The 17,503-nt window shown below is 46.0% G+C and carries 16 protein-coding genes and 1 other annotated feature; of the genes, 5 read left to right on the top strand and 11 right to left on the bottom strand.

The window, feature by feature from the left end; translation table 11 throughout:
- Positions 1-18: 18 nt before the first annotated feature.
- The 9 genes from AC4EHK_RS00700 to gnd form a co-directional block, all read right to left on the bottom strand.
- On the bottom strand, positions 19-576 hold the full coding sequence (locus AC4EHK_RS00700) for a GNAT family N-acetyltransferase (RefSeq protein WP_490976882.1): 558 nt from the start codon (positions 574-576) through the stop codon (positions 19-21).
- Positions 557-1,090: a GNAT family N-acetyltransferase gene (locus AC4EHK_RS00695; protein WP_490976881.1), complete on the bottom strand. Its 534-nt coding sequence runs from the start codon at positions 1,088-1,090 to the stop codon at positions 557-559. The genes AC4EHK_RS00700 and AC4EHK_RS00695 overlap by 20 nt, the downstream gene beginning before the upstream one ends.
- Positions 1,091-1,103: 13 nt before the next feature.
- On the bottom strand, positions 1,104-1,652 hold the full coding sequence (locus AC4EHK_RS00690) for a GNAT family N-acetyltransferase (RefSeq protein ID WP_490976880.1): 549 nt from the start codon (positions 1,650-1,652) through the stop codon (positions 1,104-1,106).
- A gap of 46 nt (positions 1,653-1,698) precedes the next feature.
- The gene (locus AC4EHK_RS00685) at positions 1,699-2,103 is read right to left on the bottom strand and encodes a GNAT family N-acetyltransferase (protein ID WP_490976879.1); all 405 of its coding nucleotides are present in this window, start codon (positions 2,101-2,103) and stop codon (positions 1,699-1,701) included.
- Positions 2,104-2,271: 168 nt separating this feature from the next.
- A complete protein-coding gene (locus tag AC4EHK_RS00680) occupies positions 2,272-2,700 on the bottom strand; it encodes a DUF4181 domain-containing protein (RefSeq protein WP_490976878.1) in 429 nt (142 codons plus the stop codon).
- A complete protein-coding gene (locus AC4EHK_RS00675) occupies positions 2,690-4,360 on the bottom strand; it encodes an FAD-binding dehydrogenase (protein WP_490976877.1) in 1,671 nt (556 codons plus the stop codon). The genes AC4EHK_RS00680 and AC4EHK_RS00675 overlap by 11 nt, the downstream gene beginning before the upstream one ends.
- A 397-nt stretch (positions 4,361-4,757) precedes the next feature.
- Positions 4,758-6,302 (bottom strand): gluconokinase, encoded by a 1,545-nt coding sequence (gene gntK, locus AC4EHK_RS00670; protein ID WP_490976876.1) that lies wholly within the window; start codon positions 6,300-6,302, stop codon positions 4,758-4,760.
- Between the two features lie 65 nt (positions 6,303-6,367).
- A complete protein-coding gene (locus tag AC4EHK_RS00665; protein ID WP_490976875.1) occupies positions 6,368-7,708 on the bottom strand; it encodes a GntT/GntP/DsdX family permease in 1,341 nt (446 codons plus the stop codon).
- Positions 7,709-7,858: 150 nt separating this feature from the next.
- The gene (gene gnd, locus AC4EHK_RS00660) at positions 7,859-8,743 is read right to left on the bottom strand and encodes a phosphogluconate dehydrogenase (NAD(+)-dependent, decarboxylating) (RefSeq protein WP_490976874.1); all 885 of its coding nucleotides are present in this window, start codon (positions 8,741-8,743) and stop codon (positions 7,859-7,861) included.
- A 128-nt stretch (positions 8,744-8,871) separates the two neighbouring features.
- Between gnd and AC4EHK_RS00655 the strand changes: the two genes are divergently transcribed.
- Entirely contained in the window at positions 8,872-9,723 is an 852-nt protein-coding gene (locus AC4EHK_RS00655; RefSeq protein WP_490976873.1) for a MurR/RpiR family transcriptional regulator, read from the top strand.
- A 39-nt stretch (positions 9,724-9,762) separates the two neighbouring features.
- On the opposite strand, the gene AC4EHK_RS00650 is transcribed toward AC4EHK_RS00655, so the two are convergent.
- A complete protein-coding gene (locus AC4EHK_RS00650; protein ID WP_490976872.1) occupies positions 9,763-11,007 on the bottom strand; it encodes an MFS transporter in 1,245 nt (414 codons plus the stop codon).
- Between the two features lie 61 nt (positions 11,008-11,068).
- Positions 11,069-11,322, bottom strand: a binding site (T-box leader).
- A gap of 54 nt (positions 11,323-11,376) precedes the next feature.
- Positions 11,377-11,736, bottom strand: a complete 360-nt coding sequence (locus AC4EHK_RS00645; RefSeq protein WP_490976871.1) for a winged helix-turn-helix transcriptional regulator — start codon at positions 11,734-11,736, stop codon at positions 11,377-11,379.
- 141 nt (positions 11,737-11,877) lie between these two features.
- On the opposite strand from AC4EHK_RS00645, the gene AC4EHK_RS00640 reads away from it, so the two are divergent.
- The 4 genes from AC4EHK_RS00640 to AC4EHK_RS00625 all read left to right on the top strand — a co-directional run bounded on the left by AC4EHK_RS00640 (position 11,878) and on the right by AC4EHK_RS00625 (position 17,499).
- Positions 11,878-13,104 carry an MFS transporter gene (locus tag AC4EHK_RS00640; protein WP_490976870.1) on the top strand — a complete coding sequence of 409 codons (1,227 nt, stop codon included), beginning with the start codon at positions 11,878-11,880 and terminating at the stop codon, positions 13,102-13,104.
- Positions 13,105-13,114: 10 nt separating this feature from the next.
- Positions 13,115-13,960, top strand: coding sequence for an aldo/keto reductase (locus tag AC4EHK_RS00635; protein WP_490977901.1), 846 nt, complete (start codon positions 13,115-13,117; stop codon positions 13,958-13,960).
- Positions 13,961-14,213: 253 nt separating this feature from the next.
- Complete coding sequence (locus tag AC4EHK_RS00630) at positions 14,214-16,094, top strand: DUF4084 domain-containing protein (protein WP_490976869.1); 1,881 nt, start codon at positions 14,214-14,216, stop codon at positions 16,092-16,094.
- Between the two features lie 181 nt (positions 16,095-16,275).
- Positions 16,276-17,499 carry a dicarboxylate/amino acid:cation symporter gene (locus tag AC4EHK_RS00625; protein WP_490976868.1) on the top strand — a complete coding sequence of 408 codons (1,224 nt, stop codon included), beginning with the start codon at positions 16,276-16,278 and terminating at the stop codon, positions 17,497-17,499.
- The last annotated feature ends 4 nt before the right edge of the window (positions 17,500-17,503 follow it).

The raw sequence follows: 17,503 nt of genomic DNA, 5'->3' as shown, positions 1-17,503 counted from the left end.
TTTCCCGCCTCCTTTTCACTAGTCATTGGAGTCTTTTCCCAGCCATTCTGTTCTCAAGATGGAAAAAACAAAAGCATCGTGGGATTGGTTTTGCTGGTGCAAATAGCCGCGCAACCGCCCTTCTTTTGTAAAGCCCAGTTTTTCCAACAGTCGGTTTGACGACGTGTTTTCCGGGAACGTCACAGCACCTATTCTATACAGATCGAGTTCTGTGAAAGCATGCTTTAGCACACCATGGATGGCTTCTTGCATCAATTGGCGGCGCCAATAATCCGGATGCAATTCATAGCCGATTTCTGCTTTTTTCGCTTTCAGATTTAGATTGTTCAAGCCAATGGTTCCGATAAAACAATCGGTTTCTTTAAGCCGAATCGCCCATCGCATCCCCCGATTTGCATGAAAAACCGCATCAAATGAGCGGATGATTTCGACCGCCTCTTCTTGATACACCAAAGCGTCCATTCCATAATAGGCCGTTACTTCGGTTCGCGACATGATATCAAAAAATGCTGCTGCGTCCTTTTCTTCAACATTCTCTAGGCGCAGCCTTGCGGTTTCAAAAACGGGAAATTCCATCTGTATCCTCCTTTTCAATCGCGTACACGTGCACCTTTTTTCCAGCCAAGTCAATTTCTTTTTCCATGGCCATCCCGATATACTGCGCTACTTTTTGTGAAGCTCTATTCTCCTGTTGAATCAGCGAAATGAGCCGGCTTCGCCCTAGTTGATGCAAGCCATAGTCGCGCAAAGTCACTGCCGCTTCTTTGGCGTATCCCTGTCCCCAAAATTCTTTGGCAACCCAGTAGCCAACCTCTAATTCCGCAATCCCTTCTATGGTTTGAACCACCAAACCTGCATGGCCAATCCGCCGGCCATCCGATTTTCGGACAAGCAACAAGAGTCCGTGGTGTGGATGCTGCTGATAAGAGCGATAGATCCAGTATAGGAACTCCAAAGCTTCACTTCGATTTCGCGTTTGTCCTTTGCCAATATAGCGAATCATTTCAGGATCAGACAGCAGTGACCATAAAAAATGAAAATCCTCATCCTTATAAGGTCGAAATTCAAGCCTGTCAGATTGAAGGTACATGCTACCGCCCCTTTCAGTGTGTTGGAAGATCACGCGGATTGATAATGGCCAGCATTTGATGGTCCTGCCATTGGCCGTTGATCTGGACATTTTGAATGGCGAGTCCTTCTTTGTGGAAACCCGCTTTTTCCAAGACCCGAATAGATGCATCATTTCCTGGCATCACACCGGCTTCAATGCGATGCAAAGCAAGCTTTCGAAAAGCGTAGGAGATAATCAACTGGATAGCTTCTGTTGCATAACCTTTATTGTTATGCTTTTTGTCTAAGGCGTACCCCAGCACAGCGCTTTGCAGAGGGCCTCTCACCACTTGAACCAAGCTAATCGTCCCGACTAATAGACCGGTCTCATTTTCAAAAATCCCAAAGCTGTAGCCCTGATCATTTTCTTTTTGCTCCGCGTAAATTTCAATCAATTCCCGCTGAATCAGCAACGTATAAAAATCCGGATAGCGTGTCGTAGAGTAAGCTTCAAAAAAATCACGATTTTCCACTTCTAACTGTAACTTTTCCACGGCATCTGCCGGACGAAAAAACCTGATATTTATTCGCTCGCCTTTCATTTCAACATCACCCCTTTGCATTAAAACGTTCCACGTGAAACAGCCCCTATTCTCCCAAAGTTTTGCGAAATCCAAAAAAAGGCCGGTAGCCCTGTGCTTCGTAAAAACTTCGGGAGCTGCCGCTTGCCAACAATTCCATTCGGGTTTTCGGATACTGACTATGCACAAATTGCATCAGTTTCTTTCCAATTCCTAATTTCCGGTGAGTTGGACTGACCAGCAGTTCACAAACGTAAAGGGAAACGAATCCGTCCGTCAACCCCCGCAAACAACCAATTACCTTTCCGTCGAGTTCTGCGACCACAGCCACAGAAGAATTGGCCCAAGCTTGTTTTGTATCCTGCTCTTTCTCCACCAAGTTGCTCCACTGTTCCTGTTTATTTAAACGGTGGATAGTTGAAAAATCTGTTTTTTGATATGGGCGTATTATCAACGCTTCTTGTATTTTCATTGATGATTCTCCTTCATGCTTTCTTTTAGCAATCCGATAATTTCTTGATTTTGCTCGATCTGCTTTTTGAATTAAGCCGAATCAGCCTAACCCATCTCAGCAATGAAAATCGGTATTAAAACAGCGAATGCTGCAATGATATCTCCTATCCTTTTCTCCTCCTTTGTGTTAAATACCGAACGCATACGCCAGAAAGTCTGGAAATAAACTCAATCCAAAAGTAATGACAATAATGATCGTCGTTAAGGATTCCATTAACGTATACAAATAATCGTTTTCATTTTCAGCGTATTTCTTTTCAAAACTTGCACGAATGCATAGTTGGACAATTCCAATAGCAGCGGAAATCAGCAGCAAATAAAGAGTCGAATTTCCGTATTCATGAATCAGCAGCGGTACAGAAAATGCAACAAGGGCAGACATCCCACCTAATATTCTGTCCCATTTTTTCTGGCCTTCGTATTCTTCACTTTTTGCAAAAAACGGCTTTCTTTCCACGCCAAAAATTCGTCGCAATAGCGTGTTCACTAAAAAACTACTGGCTCCGACCCCCAGTATAAAAAGGATGACCCGCCAGCCCACTCCATCAAAAATCATCTGCAGAACCACCTCCACCCGCTACCGCTCTGCCAGCTACTCTTCCAGAGAACAGGCAACCGCCAAGAAAGGTTCCTTCCAGCGAACGATAGCCGTGGACACCCCCGCCGCCAAACCCGGACACTTCTCCAGCCGCGTAAAGGCCTGGAACTGGCTGGCCCTTGTCGTCGAGCACTCTCGCAGATAAATCTGTCTGCAAGCCGCCTAAGGTTTTTCGGCTGACGATGTTCAAGCGAACGGCGATGAGCGGTCCTTTTTTCCGGTCCAGCATTTTATGCGGCTTCGCTACCCGAATCAGCCGGTCGCCCCGGTAATTCCGTGCGCCGCGCATCGCAGTAATCTGCAAATCTTTTGAAAAAGGATTGTTGAGCTGCCGGTCACGCGCTTCTATCTGCTCCTTAATCTTTGAAAAATCCACTAGATTTTCGCCAGTCAGTTTATTCATTCCAGCTACCAAGCTCTCCAATGTATCGGCGACAACAAAGTCCTCTCCCTTCTCCATAAACGCCTGCACGGGTGCCGTTGCCCCAGGACGGATGCGAGACAATACTTGCGGAATGCTTTTGCCAGTCAAATCTGGATTTTGCTCGGAACCTGACAACGCGAATTCCTTCTCGATGATATTCTGTGTCAAGATGAACCAGGAATAGCTGTAGCCGGTCTTCTGTATGGTTTCCAATGTTCCGAGTGTATCGAAGCCTGGAAAATTGGGTGCTGGAAAACGTTCACCTGTGGCATCGAACCACATCGAAGAGGGCCCCGGCAAAATCCGGATGCCGTGCTTGCTCCAAACTGGCCTCCAGTTTTTGATGCCTTCGGTGTAATGCCACATCCGGTCGCGGTTGACGATTCGGCCACCTGCTTTTTCCGTAATGGCGAGCATTCTGCCGTCGACATGCGCAGGCACTCCAGATAACATTGTTTCCGGTGCCTTCCCCATGCGGCTCGGCCAATTTTTCCGAATCAGTTCATGATTGCCTCCGATTCCGCCACTCGTCACGACGACCGCCTTTGCTTCACACCGGAAGTTGGCGACTGTTTGCCGCGAACTGGCTTCTCCCCGTTTAGCATCACTCGGTTCCAGCAGTGAACCAGAAACACCTGTCACCACTCCTCCTGCAGTCAGCAACTCATCCACTTGATGCCTTGGCCGATAATCCACGAGCCCATTCTTCATATGGTCACGCACGCGCCGCTCGAAAGGCGCAACGATGCCAGGTCCAGTTCCCCAAACAATGTGGAAGCGCGGCACCGAATTGCCGTGCCCTTCCGCCAAATAACCGCCGCGTTCTGCCCAGCCAACGACCGGAAAAAACTTGACGCCCATTCCTGCGAGCCAGCTCCGCTTTTCATTCGCCGCAAACTCGACATAGGCTTCTGCCCATTTTCGTCCCCAATAATCTTCGTCCTCTTCCCGGTCGAAACCAGCTGCCCCAAGCCAATCCTGCCATGCTAATTCTTTCGAGTCGTTAATGCCCATACGCCGCTGCTCGGGCGAATCGACCAGAAACAAACCGCCGAACGACCACCACGCCTGTCCGCCAAAAGAGGCTTCCGGTTCCTGATCGAGCAGCAACACCTTCTTGCCTGCGTCAGCGATTTCCGCTGCCGCCACCAGCCCCGCAAGACCTGCCCCTACAACAATTGCATCGAATTCCATCCGTACATCCCCCTTGATGTTGAATGATTTAAGTACCGCTTTCCCCCCGCTATAACGTTCAGTAAAATTTTCGCTTCTGCAAGCGTGAGATCCAAATTGAAGTTTCTCTTTATCGTATCATGGAGGATTGGAAAATTATAGATATTTTCAGCAATTTTCTGATTGTTTGATTTATTCTTAGAAAAATCCTGTTGAACGTGCATATTGTATTCTAAGCGTTCATATCTTTTACTGAACGTGCATATTTCATGCTGAACGTGCATAAAATTTTTTAAGCGTGCATAAACTTAGCCAGAAGTATCCTACAGATTTTATGAAAGTTTAGAAAGAAAATATTCCCAAGAAATCCCCGCAAAAAAACACCCGAGACCAGCGTTCTGGTCCCGGGTGTCGCACATCACTCCAAATGCTTTCGTTGGAAATTTGAAATGCTTTCGTATTCTTCTGTCAGCAAGCGTGATAAGCGAATATAAATCGGCAGCAATTCGCGATAGACGCCGGCCGCTGCTTCGTCGGGCTCATGCGTATGCGTCTGCCCGATCATTTCGGAGACGATGCTGAAATCCTCGATTTCCCCTGTGGCGTACATGCCAAGAACGACAGCGCCAAGGCACGAACTTTCAAAACTCTCTGGAACGATCACTGGTTTGCCGAAAACATCAGCCAATAGCTGTCGCCACATTTCCGAACGGGCAAAGCCGCCTGAAGCCTGAATGCGAACAGGTTCGCCGGCCAGTTCTTCGACGGCCAGCAGGACCGTATACAAGTTATAAACGATGCCTTCCAGCACGGAACGGATCATGTGCTGCTTTTTGTGATGGATGCTAAGTCCAAAAAACGACCCCCGGGCATTGGCATCCCACAATGGTGCGCGTTCTCCTGTCAAATAAGGATGGAACAGCAGTCCGTCTGAACCCGGGTTAACCGTCTCAGCGATTTTCGTCAGTACGTCATACGAATCAATGCCCAGGCGCTTCGCAGTTTCCACTTCAGATGACGCAAACTCATCCCGCAGCCAGCGCAGGACAATACCGCCATTGTTGACGGGTCCACCGATAACCCAGTGATTTTCAGTCAACGCATAGCAGAACGTTCGGCCTTTTGGGTCAGTTTTCGGTTCTGCCGTAACCGTGCGAATGGCCCCACTTGTACCAATTGTCACTGCAAGAACGCCGGGTTCGATCGCGTCAGCTCCCAGATTTGCCAATACGCCGTCGCTTGCGCCGATGATAAATGGAACGTCTTCAGGAATGCCCATAAACAGAGCGTGTTCCGGAAGGATTCCTGTCAGCTTGAATGTAGTTGGAACCGGACGCGATAATTGCTCAGCCGCAACACCTGCTACAGCCAATGCTTCTTTGTCCCAATCCAAATCCTGCAAATTGAAAAGCCCTGTCGCCGAAGCGATAGAATGGTCGACCACATATTCTCCGAATAATTCATGAAAAACATATTCCTTAATGCCAATATACTTCGCTGCTTGCCTGCAGACTTCCGGCTTTTCATCTTTCAGCCAAACCAGTTTTGCCAAAGGTGACATGGCATGGATCGGCGTGCCTGTACGCAAATAAATCTCATGGCCATTCAGCTGTTCTTTTATGTACTTGGCGTGTTTCGAACTTCTGGTATCGGCCCAAGTGATGCTTTGCGTCAGCAGGCTTCCTTCAGCATCCACTGCAATCAGGCTGTGCATGGCTGAACTGAATGATACAAGTTTCAGCTGCTGCGGATCGATCCCGCTTTTACGGATTGTTTTTCGGATAGAAGTTAGCACGGCACGGAAAATCTCTTCAGGATCCTGCTCGGCGATAAGCGGGCTCGGCGTCTCCAATGCGTAAAAAACGGTATCGGCTTCAATTACTTTTCCAAATTTATTGAATAAAACTGCTTTTGTCGAAGTGGTACCAATGTCCACTCCTAAATAATACGACTGCTCAGGCATAGGAGCCCTCCTCTATATACAAGAAAAAGAAAAAGGAAACTGCCCTTTTTCTTTTCAAGTTTGATTTAGATAAAAAAGCTTATGATCAAGACTACCACGAAACCGGTGAGGCCGATAATGGTTTCCATGACCGTCCAGGATTTCAAAGTATCTTTGACATCCATTCCAAAATAACGGTTAACCAGCCAGAAACCTGAGTCGTTGACGTGGGAAAGAACAGTCGCACCTGATGCAATGGAAATAACGATCAAGCCCAAAGCAGGTCCAGTCATGCCAATCATTTCTAGAAGCGGCGTAATGAGTCCTGCTGCTGTAACCATGGCAACGGTTGCAGAACCTTGCGCAACACGCACTGCAGTGGCAATCAAGAACGCCAGAACGATTGGCGGCAAAGCCGAGTCGCCCATCATATCACCAAGTACGTCGCCGACACCAGAGTCGATCAAGACTTGTTTGAAGACACCACCTGCTCCAGTTACCAGAATGATAATCCCGGCAGGTTCAAGCGCTTTGGTCGCAATATCTTGTACTTCCTGGCGCGAATAGCCGCGCTTTGTGCCCAGCAAGTAGAACGTCAGTAATGTTGCAATGGTCAATGCCACAAATGGGTGTCCAAGGAATGTTAAAATTTCACGCAGCATATTGCCTTCTTCCAGCAATACGCCTGACAAAGTATTCAATAGAATCAAAACAAGTGGAATCAAGATCAACGATGTGATCATTCCAAAGCTCGGCAGATCCTTGTCGTATTCCTTTTTTTCAAGTTCCATGTAATCCGGGATTTCAATATGAATCCGCTTACCAATAAAACGACCGAACACGGGTCCTGCTAAAATCATGGCTGGAATCCCTGCGATTACCCCGAATAGAATAACCCATCCAAGCTCTGCTCCGACCAATTCAGCAACTGCGATTGGTCCCGGAGTCGGTGGGATAAAACTATGCGTAACGGCAAGCCCAGCTAGTAACGGAATTCCGTAATGCAAGAGCGACTTGCCTGTTTTTCTTGCCAAGCCGTACACAATCGGTACTAAAATAATGAAGCCAACATCAAAAAATACAGGAATGGCAACAATAAATCCGGTAACACCCAAAGCCCATTGTGCTTTGTCTTCTCCAAATTTGCTGATCATCGTAGCGGCTAAACGTTCTGCACCACCCGATACTTCCAGCATTTTACCAAACATGGCGCCAAGGCCGACGACAACAGCGACAAAGCCGAGTGTGCCTCCCATACCGTTTTGAATGGATGTAATAACTTCGTTAAGCGGCATGCCAGCAGCAATACCAACTAATAAACTGACAAGCAATAATGCTACAAATGCATGCAATTTAGTGCGAATAACTAAGAATAATAATAAGAATATGCCTGCAAGCGCGACCATAATTAACGTTGAACCTGACAATTTTTTTCCCCCTCAATGTGCAACTTCAGCTCATTCTACTGAAGTTGAAATTAGCCATTATGCTCTGCTTTGAGCTTAGCTGGCGCCCATCCCTCGGAACGCCAGCGAATTTCTGCACTTTCTATATAGGTGACCCTCTAACAATCTCTCTTATTTCTTCTCTACTGCATGCCCGCCAAATTCGTTGCGCTGTGCGGCAACAACTTTTCCTGCAAAAGTATCGTCTTCCAATGAACGGTAGCGCATCATTAACGACAACGTAATAACCGGTGCCGGCACATTCAAATCAAGCGCCGTTTCCACGGTCCATTTTCCTTCGCCTGAAGAATTCATGACGCCTTTGATGCCGTCGAGTTTAGCATCTTTTGAAAATGCGTTTTTCGTCATTTCCATCAAATATGAGCTGATAATCGAGCCATTGTTCCAAACGCCAGCCACTTTTTCAAAGTTATAATCAAATGGGCTTTTGTTTAAGATATCAAAGCCTTCTGCGATTGACTGCATCATGCCGTATTCGATTCCGTTATGGATCATTTTTAAGAAATGTCCACTTCCTGCTTCTCCTGTATACAAATAGCCATCTTCTACAGAGATATCTTTTAATAATGGTTCAATGGTTTTGAACTTCTCTGCATCGCCGCCGATCATCGAACAAATTCCGTGGCGTGCCCCTTCTGTTCCGCCGCTTGTTCCGCAATCAAAAAAGTAGATACCCTGTTCTTTTAAGGTTGCTGCACGGCGTACCGTATCCTTGTAGTTCGAGTTTCCGCCATCAATAATGGAATCTCCTTTTTCAAGCAATGGCGCCAATTGAGTGATAACCGATTCTGTAATTTCACCCGCCGGCACCATCAACCAAAATGTACGAGGTGCTTTAAGTTCCTTAACCATTTCTTCGATAGAAGAAACTTGACTGAAACCGCTTTCCTCGATTGTCGCATGGCTATCATATCCAACTACTGTATGATTGTGATCGGCCAAGTTAAGCGCCAAGTTCAATCCCATTTTCCCTAAACCAATGATTCCAATTTCCATTGTAAAATCCTCCTCAAGAATAAAAGAATATTTTTCCTTAATGAACTCATTGTATCAAATATTTTTCCACACGCAACATGTTATTCTATAATAGATGAAAATACTTTTATAGAAACGAGGCGCGGTTCATGAAAGAACAGCAATTTGCGCTGGCTGCCATACGCGGTAGTTACCGCCATTTCAGTGAAAAAGAAAAAAAAATTGCCGATTATGTATTAAACGATCCAAAGAATATTATTCATTTGACCATCAATCAAATCGCCGATGAACTGGGATTGGCCGAGTCGACGGTTTTCCGTTTTTGCCAACGAATCGGGTTTAAAGGATTTCAAGCCTTTAAAATTTCGCTTGCCGCAGAAGTAGTGGCGCCATTAAAAGACATTCACGAAAAAATTGAAGAAGGCGACAGCATCAGCGCAGTCACAGAAAAAGTATTCCGGTCCAATATCAAGACACTGGAAGATACGCTTCAGATTGTGGATGCGGAAGCAATGGCGCAAGCCACAGAAAAACTGATGACGGCCCGAAAAATTGACTTCTATGGCAACGGCGGTTCCGCTATGGTGGCCATGGACGGCTACCACAAATTTGTCCGTCTCGGACTGCAAGTTTCCATGAACCTCGACTCCCATATGCAGCTGATGGCCGCATCCCAACTTCGATCAGACGATGTGGCGATTGTCATTTCCCATTCTGGTACGACCACTGATGTTCTTGACGTCCTGCGGGTTTTAAAGGAAAAAGGCGTCACCATCATCTCTGTCACCAACTTTGCGAAGTCCCCTTTATCAAAAGACGCGGACATTGCACTGTACACAGTTTCTGAAGAAACCGATTTTCGTTCTGAAGCCTTGTCATCTCGAATCGGCCAATTAAGTTTGATCGATGCGCTTTACACCAATTTGATGATCGCCCGTGGCAATGAAGGCAAAAAAGCTCTTCAGGATATGCGTGAAGCGATGTCGCATAAACGCTTATAGCATAAAAGGCCGTTCCTGTTTTAAAGGACCGGCCTTTTATCATTTTGATAGCTTACTCCGTTCAAGTCCTACTGGTGAATTAGCTGCGGGATCGAGATATTTACTCCTGTTGTTCAACAATGTAAAAACTACTAGAATGCTCATCAGCAACATCCACACTGATCCGCTAACGATTACTGGCCGTATGGAAAAAAGTTCTGCTGCTGCTCCTACTAACAAGGTTAGCAGGATGACGGCTAAAGCTTCTGCCAAGCCATAAATACTGAGGACTCTGCCCATCACCGCAACCAGAATATGGTCCTGTACATAGGTCTGGAATCCGGCGTTGGCGAAAGCTAAGGAAAACGCCAAAATTAGGAATCCGGCAGCCGCTCCTTCAAAGCCGATAGATACCGAATAGAACAAATACCCGACAGCGGTGAATACCGCACCACTTGCTATCAAAAATGCCACAGAAAGTTGATTGGCCCATATCGAAACGATGATTGAACCGGCAATGATTCCAAGTCCAGCGGTGCTGACCAATAATCCATAGCGTTGGTCGGACAGACCCAAAACGGTTATGGAAAAAGCGGCTTCCAGTGAATCCAAGGCCGCTGCAAGCAAAAGGATGCTGCTGAAAACAAAGTACACTCTCATAACGTCAAGGTTTCGAAGACTGAAATCTTTCACAATATGCCAGTCACTCCGCAATAAGTGAAGCGAAAAAGTACCCACACCAGAGGTTTCTTTCCCTAGATTTGGCAGCATCATCGTCAACAAGGCTGAAATGAGCAGTGCACCTGCATTTATATAAAGTGCTAAGCTTGGCGGTCCGAATAACAGCAGCAAACCAGCTGCGGCAGGCCCCACCAAAAATGCGCCTGAATCAACAAGACTTCTAAAAGCATTAAATCTCTTCCGCTGCGTTGAGTCCAGCAGCATCGTAATGTAGACCATAGAAGCGGGTTGAAAAATAGAGCTTCCGATCCCAACCGCAAAAACGATCGCGTAAATAACAGGCAGCGAAGTGACAAAAGGCAAGAAACCGATCAACAATGCCCGAAAAATATCCAAAGTAATCAGAATCGACCTTTTGTTCATCCGGTCGATTAAAGTTCCTCCCCATACATTTGTCAGGACAGATGCTGCTGGCTGCATTAAGTAGAGAACCGATACCGCCAACACGGAACCTCCCGTCACTTCCAAAACCAGGACATTCATTGCGATCAGATACACCCACGCTCCGATATTCGCTATTCCAATGGCCATCAACATAATGAATGGCGCTTTCCAATAAGCCATCTTCTATTCCCCCACTCCACCTTTTTTGAAAAACAAAAAATCCCACCTCCAAGACCATTGTCTTGGAGGCGAGATTCGGTTTCGCGGTGCCACTCCAGTTGTTTCGACATGTCGCCACATCGAACTCATCAAGTACGGCAGAATTCCTGCTTATACTTTAGCTCTGTAACAGGAGCTCCTGTCACACCATCCCCTTAAAACGGTTCCGATGTGCTGCTCAGAGTTTTGTTTCAATCATCCACCCTTGTTCCTTTTCAGCTGCCGGAACTCTCTGGAAAGAATGGACTGACCTACTCTTCTCTTCAAGGCATTTTGTTTTGTATATCCTAGCATTTTATCGCATTGCATGTAAATGTATTTCCCATCCTTTTATTCATTTAAAATGCCTTCACGCAATACTTCAGATTTGTCCCCGTATACTTTTGTTAAATGCATATCGCCCCATGAACAAAGGGAATTCAAGATGCCTTCCAAACTAATGCCGTATGCGCTCAGCTCGTATTCCACTTTTGGTGGAACTTGGTTGTAGACAATGCGGTTGATGACTCCATCGCTTTCAAGTTCACGCAGTTGCTGCGTCAACATTTTCTGGGTAATATCCGGCATCAGCCGTTTCAGTTCACTGGTCCGTTTTTTGCCGCGCATCAAATGGCAAAGAATGACGGTTTTCCATTTGCCCCCGATCACTTCCAAAGTTGCCTCTACCGATATGTTGTATTTCTTCTCCATTGCGCTTCTCCCTTTCTTATAGGCACTAAAAAGTATCTACAGCACTTTAAAGTGCGTACTTCCTTTTGATTACTCCATACCACATACTATCATCTATCGACCCGAATTGATCGATGAAAACCTATTTGGAGGAGAAAAAATATGTCTATTCGTAAAAAAAGAAGTACCTTAGCCTTGTTGGCATTGGCACTCAGTGCATTTGCCATCGGCACGACCGAATTCATCAGCGTTGGCCTGTTGCCGATGATTGCGGAGGATTTGACCATCAGCGTGACAACCGCTGGCTTGACGGTTTCACTTTACGCATTAGGCGTCATGTTCGGCGCGCCTGTCCTGACATCACTAACAGCCAATATGTCCCGCAAATCCCTGTTGCTGTGGATCATGGTGGTATTCATACTCGGCAATGTACTTGCTGCAACCGCGACGACGGTCGGAGTGTTGCTGATGGCGCGAGTGGTTTCAGCTCTTGCCCACGGGGTATTCATGGCTATCGGGGCTACCATTGCCGCTGACTTGGTTCCAGAAAACAAACGGGCCAGCGCCATCGCCATCATGTTTACCGGATTAACAGTTGCTACAGTTACCGGCGTTCCTTTCGGGACATTCCTTGGGCAACAATTTGGCTGGCGCGCGGCATTTATGGCCATTGTCGTCATCGGCATCATCGCCTTTATCGGAAACAGTGTCTGGATTCCGTCTGACCTGAAAAAAGCCGTCCGCACTTCTTTCCGTGACCAAGTCAAACTGGTCACAAACGGCCGGTTGCTGCTGGTTTTTGCCATTACAGCTCTCGGCTACGGCGGCACATTTGTCGTATTCACTTACTTGTCCCCTTTGCTGCAGGAAGTGACCGGATTTGAGGCAGGAACGGTCACACTCATTCTGGTCATTTACGGCATTGCCATCGCGATCGGCAATACAGTTGGCGGCAAGCTGGCCAACCAAAATCCGATCAAAGCCTTGTTCTATATGTTCCTGATCCAGTCCGTCATTTTGCTGGTCTTGGCTTTTACCGCGCCGTTCAAAGTCGCAGGCCTTATCACCATCATCATTATGGGACTGTTCGCTTTTATGAATGTTCCCGGACTGCAAGTTTATGCCGTGATGCTCGCAGAACGTTACGTACCAAGTGCCGTGGATGTAGCATCAGCCATCAATATCTCGGCATTTAATGCCGGCATTGCCATTGGTGCATTTCTAGGAGGCTTAGTGGCTGACTCGATTGGCCTTATCCACACATCGTGGATTGGCGCCACCATGGTTTTTGGCGCTGTTTTGCTGAGCGCCTGGAGCCGCCACTTGGAAAACAAAGAAACACATACCCAACCTGTTCCACACCAATTGCACGAAACACCAATCAACTAACTGGAGGATGATGAACATGAAAAACTTGCAGGATACTGCAACGTTGCATAACGGTTTCAATATGCCCTGGCTCGGTCTGGGCGTATTTAAAGTCAACGAAGGATCAGAAGTTATCGATTCGGTTCGTGCTGCGATTGCTAACGGCTACCGCAGCATTGATACAGCGGCAGCTTACGGCAATGAAGAAGGCGTTGGCCAAGGAATTCGCGAAGGTTTGGAGAAAGCGGGCATTTCAAGAGAAGAGTTGTTTGTCACTTCGAAAGTTTGGAATTCGGATCTAGGCTATGAAGAAACCATCGCTGCCTACGAAACTAGCCTGAAAAAACTGGGCTTGGACTACCTGGATTTGTACTTGATCCACTGGCCTGTGGAAGGAAAATTTAAAGACACGTGGCGCGCTTTGGAAACCCTATACAAAGAAGAGCGAGTCAAAGCAATTGGCGTCAGCAACTTCCACATCCATCACCTGAAGGAATTGAAGAAAGACGCGGAAATCATGCCCATGGTCAATCAGGTGGAATACCATCCGCACTTGGCCCAACAAGAGCTGCACGAGTTCTGCAAAGCGCACAACATTCAACTGGAAGCTTGGTCGCCTTTAATGCAGGGCGAACTGCTGGATCATCCTTTACTTGTGGAAATTGCTGCTAAGACCGAAAAAACAGTGGCACAGGTCATTCTTCGCTGGGATCTGCAAAATGGTGTCGTGACCATCCCGAAATCTACCAAAGAAGTGCGGATTATTCAAAATTCACAGGTTTTCGATTTCCAATTGACCGATGAAGACATGGAACGGATTTCGCAATTGAACGAAAATCGCCGTGTCGGTCCAGATCCGGACAACTTTGATTTTTAATCCTTTAAAAGCCTCCTCTTTACTAAAAGAAGGAGGCTTTTTCCTGCAATTAACAGTATCTGGTTGGACAATTCAGTGGCAATATTGAGAAATCATATTTTTTATAATTTTTTCTTAAAATAATAAAAAAAAGCATTATATTTACAGTAGATATAACGTACTATGATAACAAGCACTTTTCAGGAAATGCTCCGTTAACTCTCTGTTCAGGAGCTTAACTAATTTCGATTTTTTGAACAGGGAGGTTTACCCAATGAAATCCAAAAATAAAAAAAGACTGGCTCTGAGTTTCATTATATGTTCCATACTGCTGTATTTCGTCTGGTTGACTGTCTGGGCAGACAATGAAGCTGTTTTGACATTAGGCGGGAATGTCCTGTCCAGCACCGGCTGCCTGGTTGCTTCCGTCTGGCTTTTCCAAACTTCAAGAAAAAGTACAGGCAACGAAAAGATCTTTTGGCTGCTGCTTGCAATCGGGACCTCGAGTTACTTCGTGGCCGAGGTTTTATGGGTAATTTATGAAAACCTTCTATTGAGTGAAGTACCTTTTCCAGGACCTCCTGACTTTTTCTACTTGCTTCAATTTGGTTTTTACTTGGCAGCTTTTTCATTTAAGTTGGTTAAAGAAACCAAAAAACATCAGTTTATCACTTTCCTTTTTGATGTTCTGATTGTTATGGTCGTTGCCTCTACCTTCAGCTGGCATTTTTTGCTCAGCCCGATTATTGAAGTTGGGGATATTTCTATGTATGCACTGATGATATCCCTGGCATATCCAGTGGGGGACTTAGTCCTTTTGCTGGGAGTGATCGGCATTTATCTCAGCGCAAAGAAATCCACCTTCACGAGCAGCCTGCTTGTGCTTTCGCTGGGACTCTTTTTTCAAATAATCGCCGATTCTGCTTATTTGCATTTGGTTTCTTTGGGCCAATACAAGTCTGGCAGCTTCATTGATCCCCTGTTCATCCTGGCTATTCTGCTCATCGGTTTTTCAGGGGTTTTGCGTACAGAAAATACATTCAATACCCAACCGGCATGGTTGGAAGAACATCCTTTACAGCAATTGAGTTTCCTTCGACTTTCATTGCCTTACATTACCGTCTTAATCTTGTTTGTTTTCATGGTTTCTCGATCTTCAAGCATTGATATCGTGACAGTCGGTTCAGGAATTTCTATCCTGTTGGTCATACTTAGACAGATCATGATTATTTTGGAAAATCAGCAATTGCTGCGAAAATACCAAGAAAAAACCGAGCAGCTTGATATCAGTGAGCAACGCTATAAATCTTTATTTGACTATCATCCAGATGCTGTCTATTCGCTTGACGTGACTGGACGTTTCGAGAGCGCCAATCCTTCCAGCACCCAACTTTTCGGATACGAAAAAAACGAGTTGATTGGTCTTCAAAGTTCAATATTCGTTGAAAAAGATATGCAGCATCATGCTTCCAAGTACCTGGAAAATGCGCTGAAGGGACAGCCTCAAAGTTATGAAGTGCCCATGCGCAGCCGATTTGGTGAATTCCATTACTTGAGTGTCACCAACATTCCGATCATGGTACGCAATGATATTGTCGGCATTTTTGGGATCGGCAAAGACATTACAGAGAATAAGAAAAATGAAGAAAAAATTCAATTTTTAGCGTATCACGACCCGTTAACCGGCTTAGCGAACCGCTTATATTTTGGAGAGTCTTTGAAAAAGGCCGTGACAGAAGCAGAATTGCTGACCGAAATGTTTGCGGTTATGTTTATCGACTTGGACCATTTCAAGGAAGTCAATGATACCTTAGGGCATGATATTGGAGATAGGCTGCTGATTTCTGTTGCGAAAAGGATTACTGACTGCGTTGATAGTGAAGATCTCGTTTCCCGGCAGGGCGGGGACGAATTTACGTTAATCATGCGCCATATTAGTGGTACAGCAGCTGTTGCACAGACTGCAGAGAAAATTTTAGCTTCTTTAAAACAAGCCCACATCATCAATGGCAATGAAATTTTCAGTCCGCCAAGCATCGGCATTGCCATCTATCCATCAGATGCTAAAACTCCGATGGATTTAATGAAAAAAGCGGACAAAGCCATGTACGAAGTAAAAGCGAATGGCAAAGGCCATTTTCAATTCAGCCAATAAATTATTCTAAATACCCCCAATTAGCTCCTTACAGGACTGGTTGGGGGTATTTGTTTAGATGATCCTAAAGCTTTGCAAGATAAGCAGACATTTTGACAGTCCCGCTCAGTCTGTTATAAGTTAGTAGGGTTAATTCCGATAGAATTTATAAGGATTATCCATTTAAAAAAGGAGTGAGACCATGAAAGCCTTATGGAGAAGCTATTTGAACGCATCATTGATTTTTAAAATTTCCGTTGCACTTATACTCGGCATTGCCGTCGGTTTGATCTTTGGGGAGCAGGCAGCTGTGCTGGCCCCGCTTGGTGATTTACTGCTGAACTTGTTGACCTTCCTGATCATTCCACTGATTCTCTTTACCATGATGGTCGGCATCAACCAATCTTCCACGGGGGATCTTGGACGAATGGGCGGCAAGGTGTTTATCTACTACGCTTTCAGTTCCGCATTTGCCATAATTGTTGGATTAGCTGTAGCTAGTTTTTTCCAGCCTGGAACGGGCATGCAGCTGCAGGGCAATGAAACCTTTGACGTTCCGGAAAATCCTGGAATCGTTAGTGTCCTATTGAACATCGTGCCTTCCAATATTTTCACCGCTTTTACAGAGCTTAACTTGCTTGGCATCATTTTCACGGCCTTTGCTTTCGGCATCGCACTGTCTTATATGCGCCAGTCTAATGAATTGGAAAGCTTAGGCGAACATTTGTATAAAACCGTCAATGCGCTGAACGAAATGACCATGCTGGTGTTGAAAGCTGTGCTGCAGTACGTGCCAATTGGAATTTTCGCCATCATAGCCGAAACTGTGGGGAGCCAAGGGTTCAACACACTTTTATCACTGGGTGAAATGGTGCTCGTCTTGTACATTGCTCTAATCGTCCAGCTTATTCTTTACACTTTGCTTTTACTCGTATTCAAAGTAAAACCGGGAGAGTTTTTCAAACAGGCGCGTACACCGATGCTGACTGCATTTGTCACACAAAGCAGTTCAGGAACTTTGCCGTTGACCTTGGACGCTGCTAAAAATCTGGGGCTTTCGAAAAGCCTGTACGGATTCAGCCTGCCGCTTGGCGCGACCATCAATATGGACGGAGCCGCCATCCGGATTGCTGTTTCTGCCGTCTTTGCAGCGAATCTAGTCGGCGATCCGTTAAGTCTTTCCGAAATGCTACTGGTCGTGCTAATCGGAACTTTGGCGTCCATCGGAACTGCTGGTGTTCCAGGTGCTGGAATTGTTATGATTTCCACGGTGTTTGTCCAACTGGGCTTACCGATGGAAGCTGTTGCCTTGCTGGTATCCATTGACGCATTGGTCGGCATGGGCTGCACGGCACTGAACGTTACTGGCGACCTGGTCGGAAGCACCGTTATTGATAAAAATGAAAAGAAACGAAAAACTGCATAATCTG

The sequence above is a fragment of the Planococcus sp. TJ-307 genome (assembly GCF_058268435.1).
Note: the sequence above shows the minus strand (reverse complement) of the source record. Positions and strands in the feature narration are given on the sequence as shown.

Excerpts from the sequence above, each read along its gene's own strand:
- AC4EHK_RS00700 (WP_490976882.1), bottom strand. The coding sequence starts at position 576 with ATGGAATTTCCCGTTTTTGAAACCGCAAGGCTGCGCCTAGAGAATGTT.
- AC4EHK_RS00630 (WP_490976869.1), top strand. The coding sequence starts at position 14,214 with ATGAAATCCAAAAATAAAAAAAGACTGGCTCTGAGTTTCATTATATGT.
- gntK (WP_490976876.1), bottom strand. The coding sequence starts at position 6,302 with ATGCCTGAGCAGTCGTATTATTTAGGAGTGGACATTGGTACCACTTCG.
- AC4EHK_RS00695 (WP_490976881.1), bottom strand. The coding sequence starts at position 1,090 with ATGTACCTTCAATCTGACAGGCTTGAATTTCGACCTTATAAGGATGAG.
- AC4EHK_RS00680 (WP_490976878.1), bottom strand. The coding sequence starts at position 2,700 with ATGATTTTTGATGGAGTGGGCTGGCGGGTCATCCTTTTTATACTGGGG.
- AC4EHK_RS00650 (WP_490976872.1), bottom strand. The coding sequence starts at position 11,007 with ATGGCTTATTGGAAAGCGCCATTCATTATGTTGATGGCCATTGGAATA.
- AC4EHK_RS00645 (WP_490976871.1), bottom strand. The coding sequence starts at position 11,736 with ATGGAGAAGAAATACAACATATCGGTAGAGGCAACTTTGGAAGTGATC.
- AC4EHK_RS00640 (WP_490976870.1), top strand. The coding sequence starts at position 11,878 with ATGTCTATTCGTAAAAAAAGAAGTACCTTAGCCTTGTTGGCATTGGCA.
- AC4EHK_RS00690 (WP_490976880.1), bottom strand. The coding sequence starts at position 1,652 with ATGAAAGGCGAGCGAATAAATATCAGGTTTTTTCGTCCGGCAGATGCC.
- AC4EHK_RS00655 (WP_490976873.1), top strand. The coding sequence starts at position 8,872 with ATGAAAGAACAGCAATTTGCGCTGGCTGCCATACGCGGTAGTTACCGC.
- gnd (WP_490976874.1), bottom strand. The coding sequence starts at position 8,743 with ATGGAAATTGGAATCATTGGTTTAGGGAAAATGGGATTGAACTTGGCG.
- AC4EHK_RS00675 (WP_490976877.1), bottom strand. The coding sequence starts at position 4,360 with ATGGAATTCGATGCAATTGTTGTAGGGGCAGGTCTTGCGGGGCTGGTG.
- AC4EHK_RS00635 (WP_490977901.1), top strand. The coding sequence starts at position 13,115 with ATGAACATGAAAAACTTGCAGGATACTGCAACGTTGCATAACGGTTTC.
- AC4EHK_RS00625 (WP_490976868.1), top strand. The coding sequence starts at position 16,276 with ATGAAAGCCTTATGGAGAAGCTATTTGAACGCATCATTGATTTTTAAA.
- AC4EHK_RS00685 (WP_490976879.1), bottom strand. The coding sequence starts at position 2,103 with ATGAAAATACAAGAAGCGTTGATAATACGCCCATATCAAAAAACAGAT.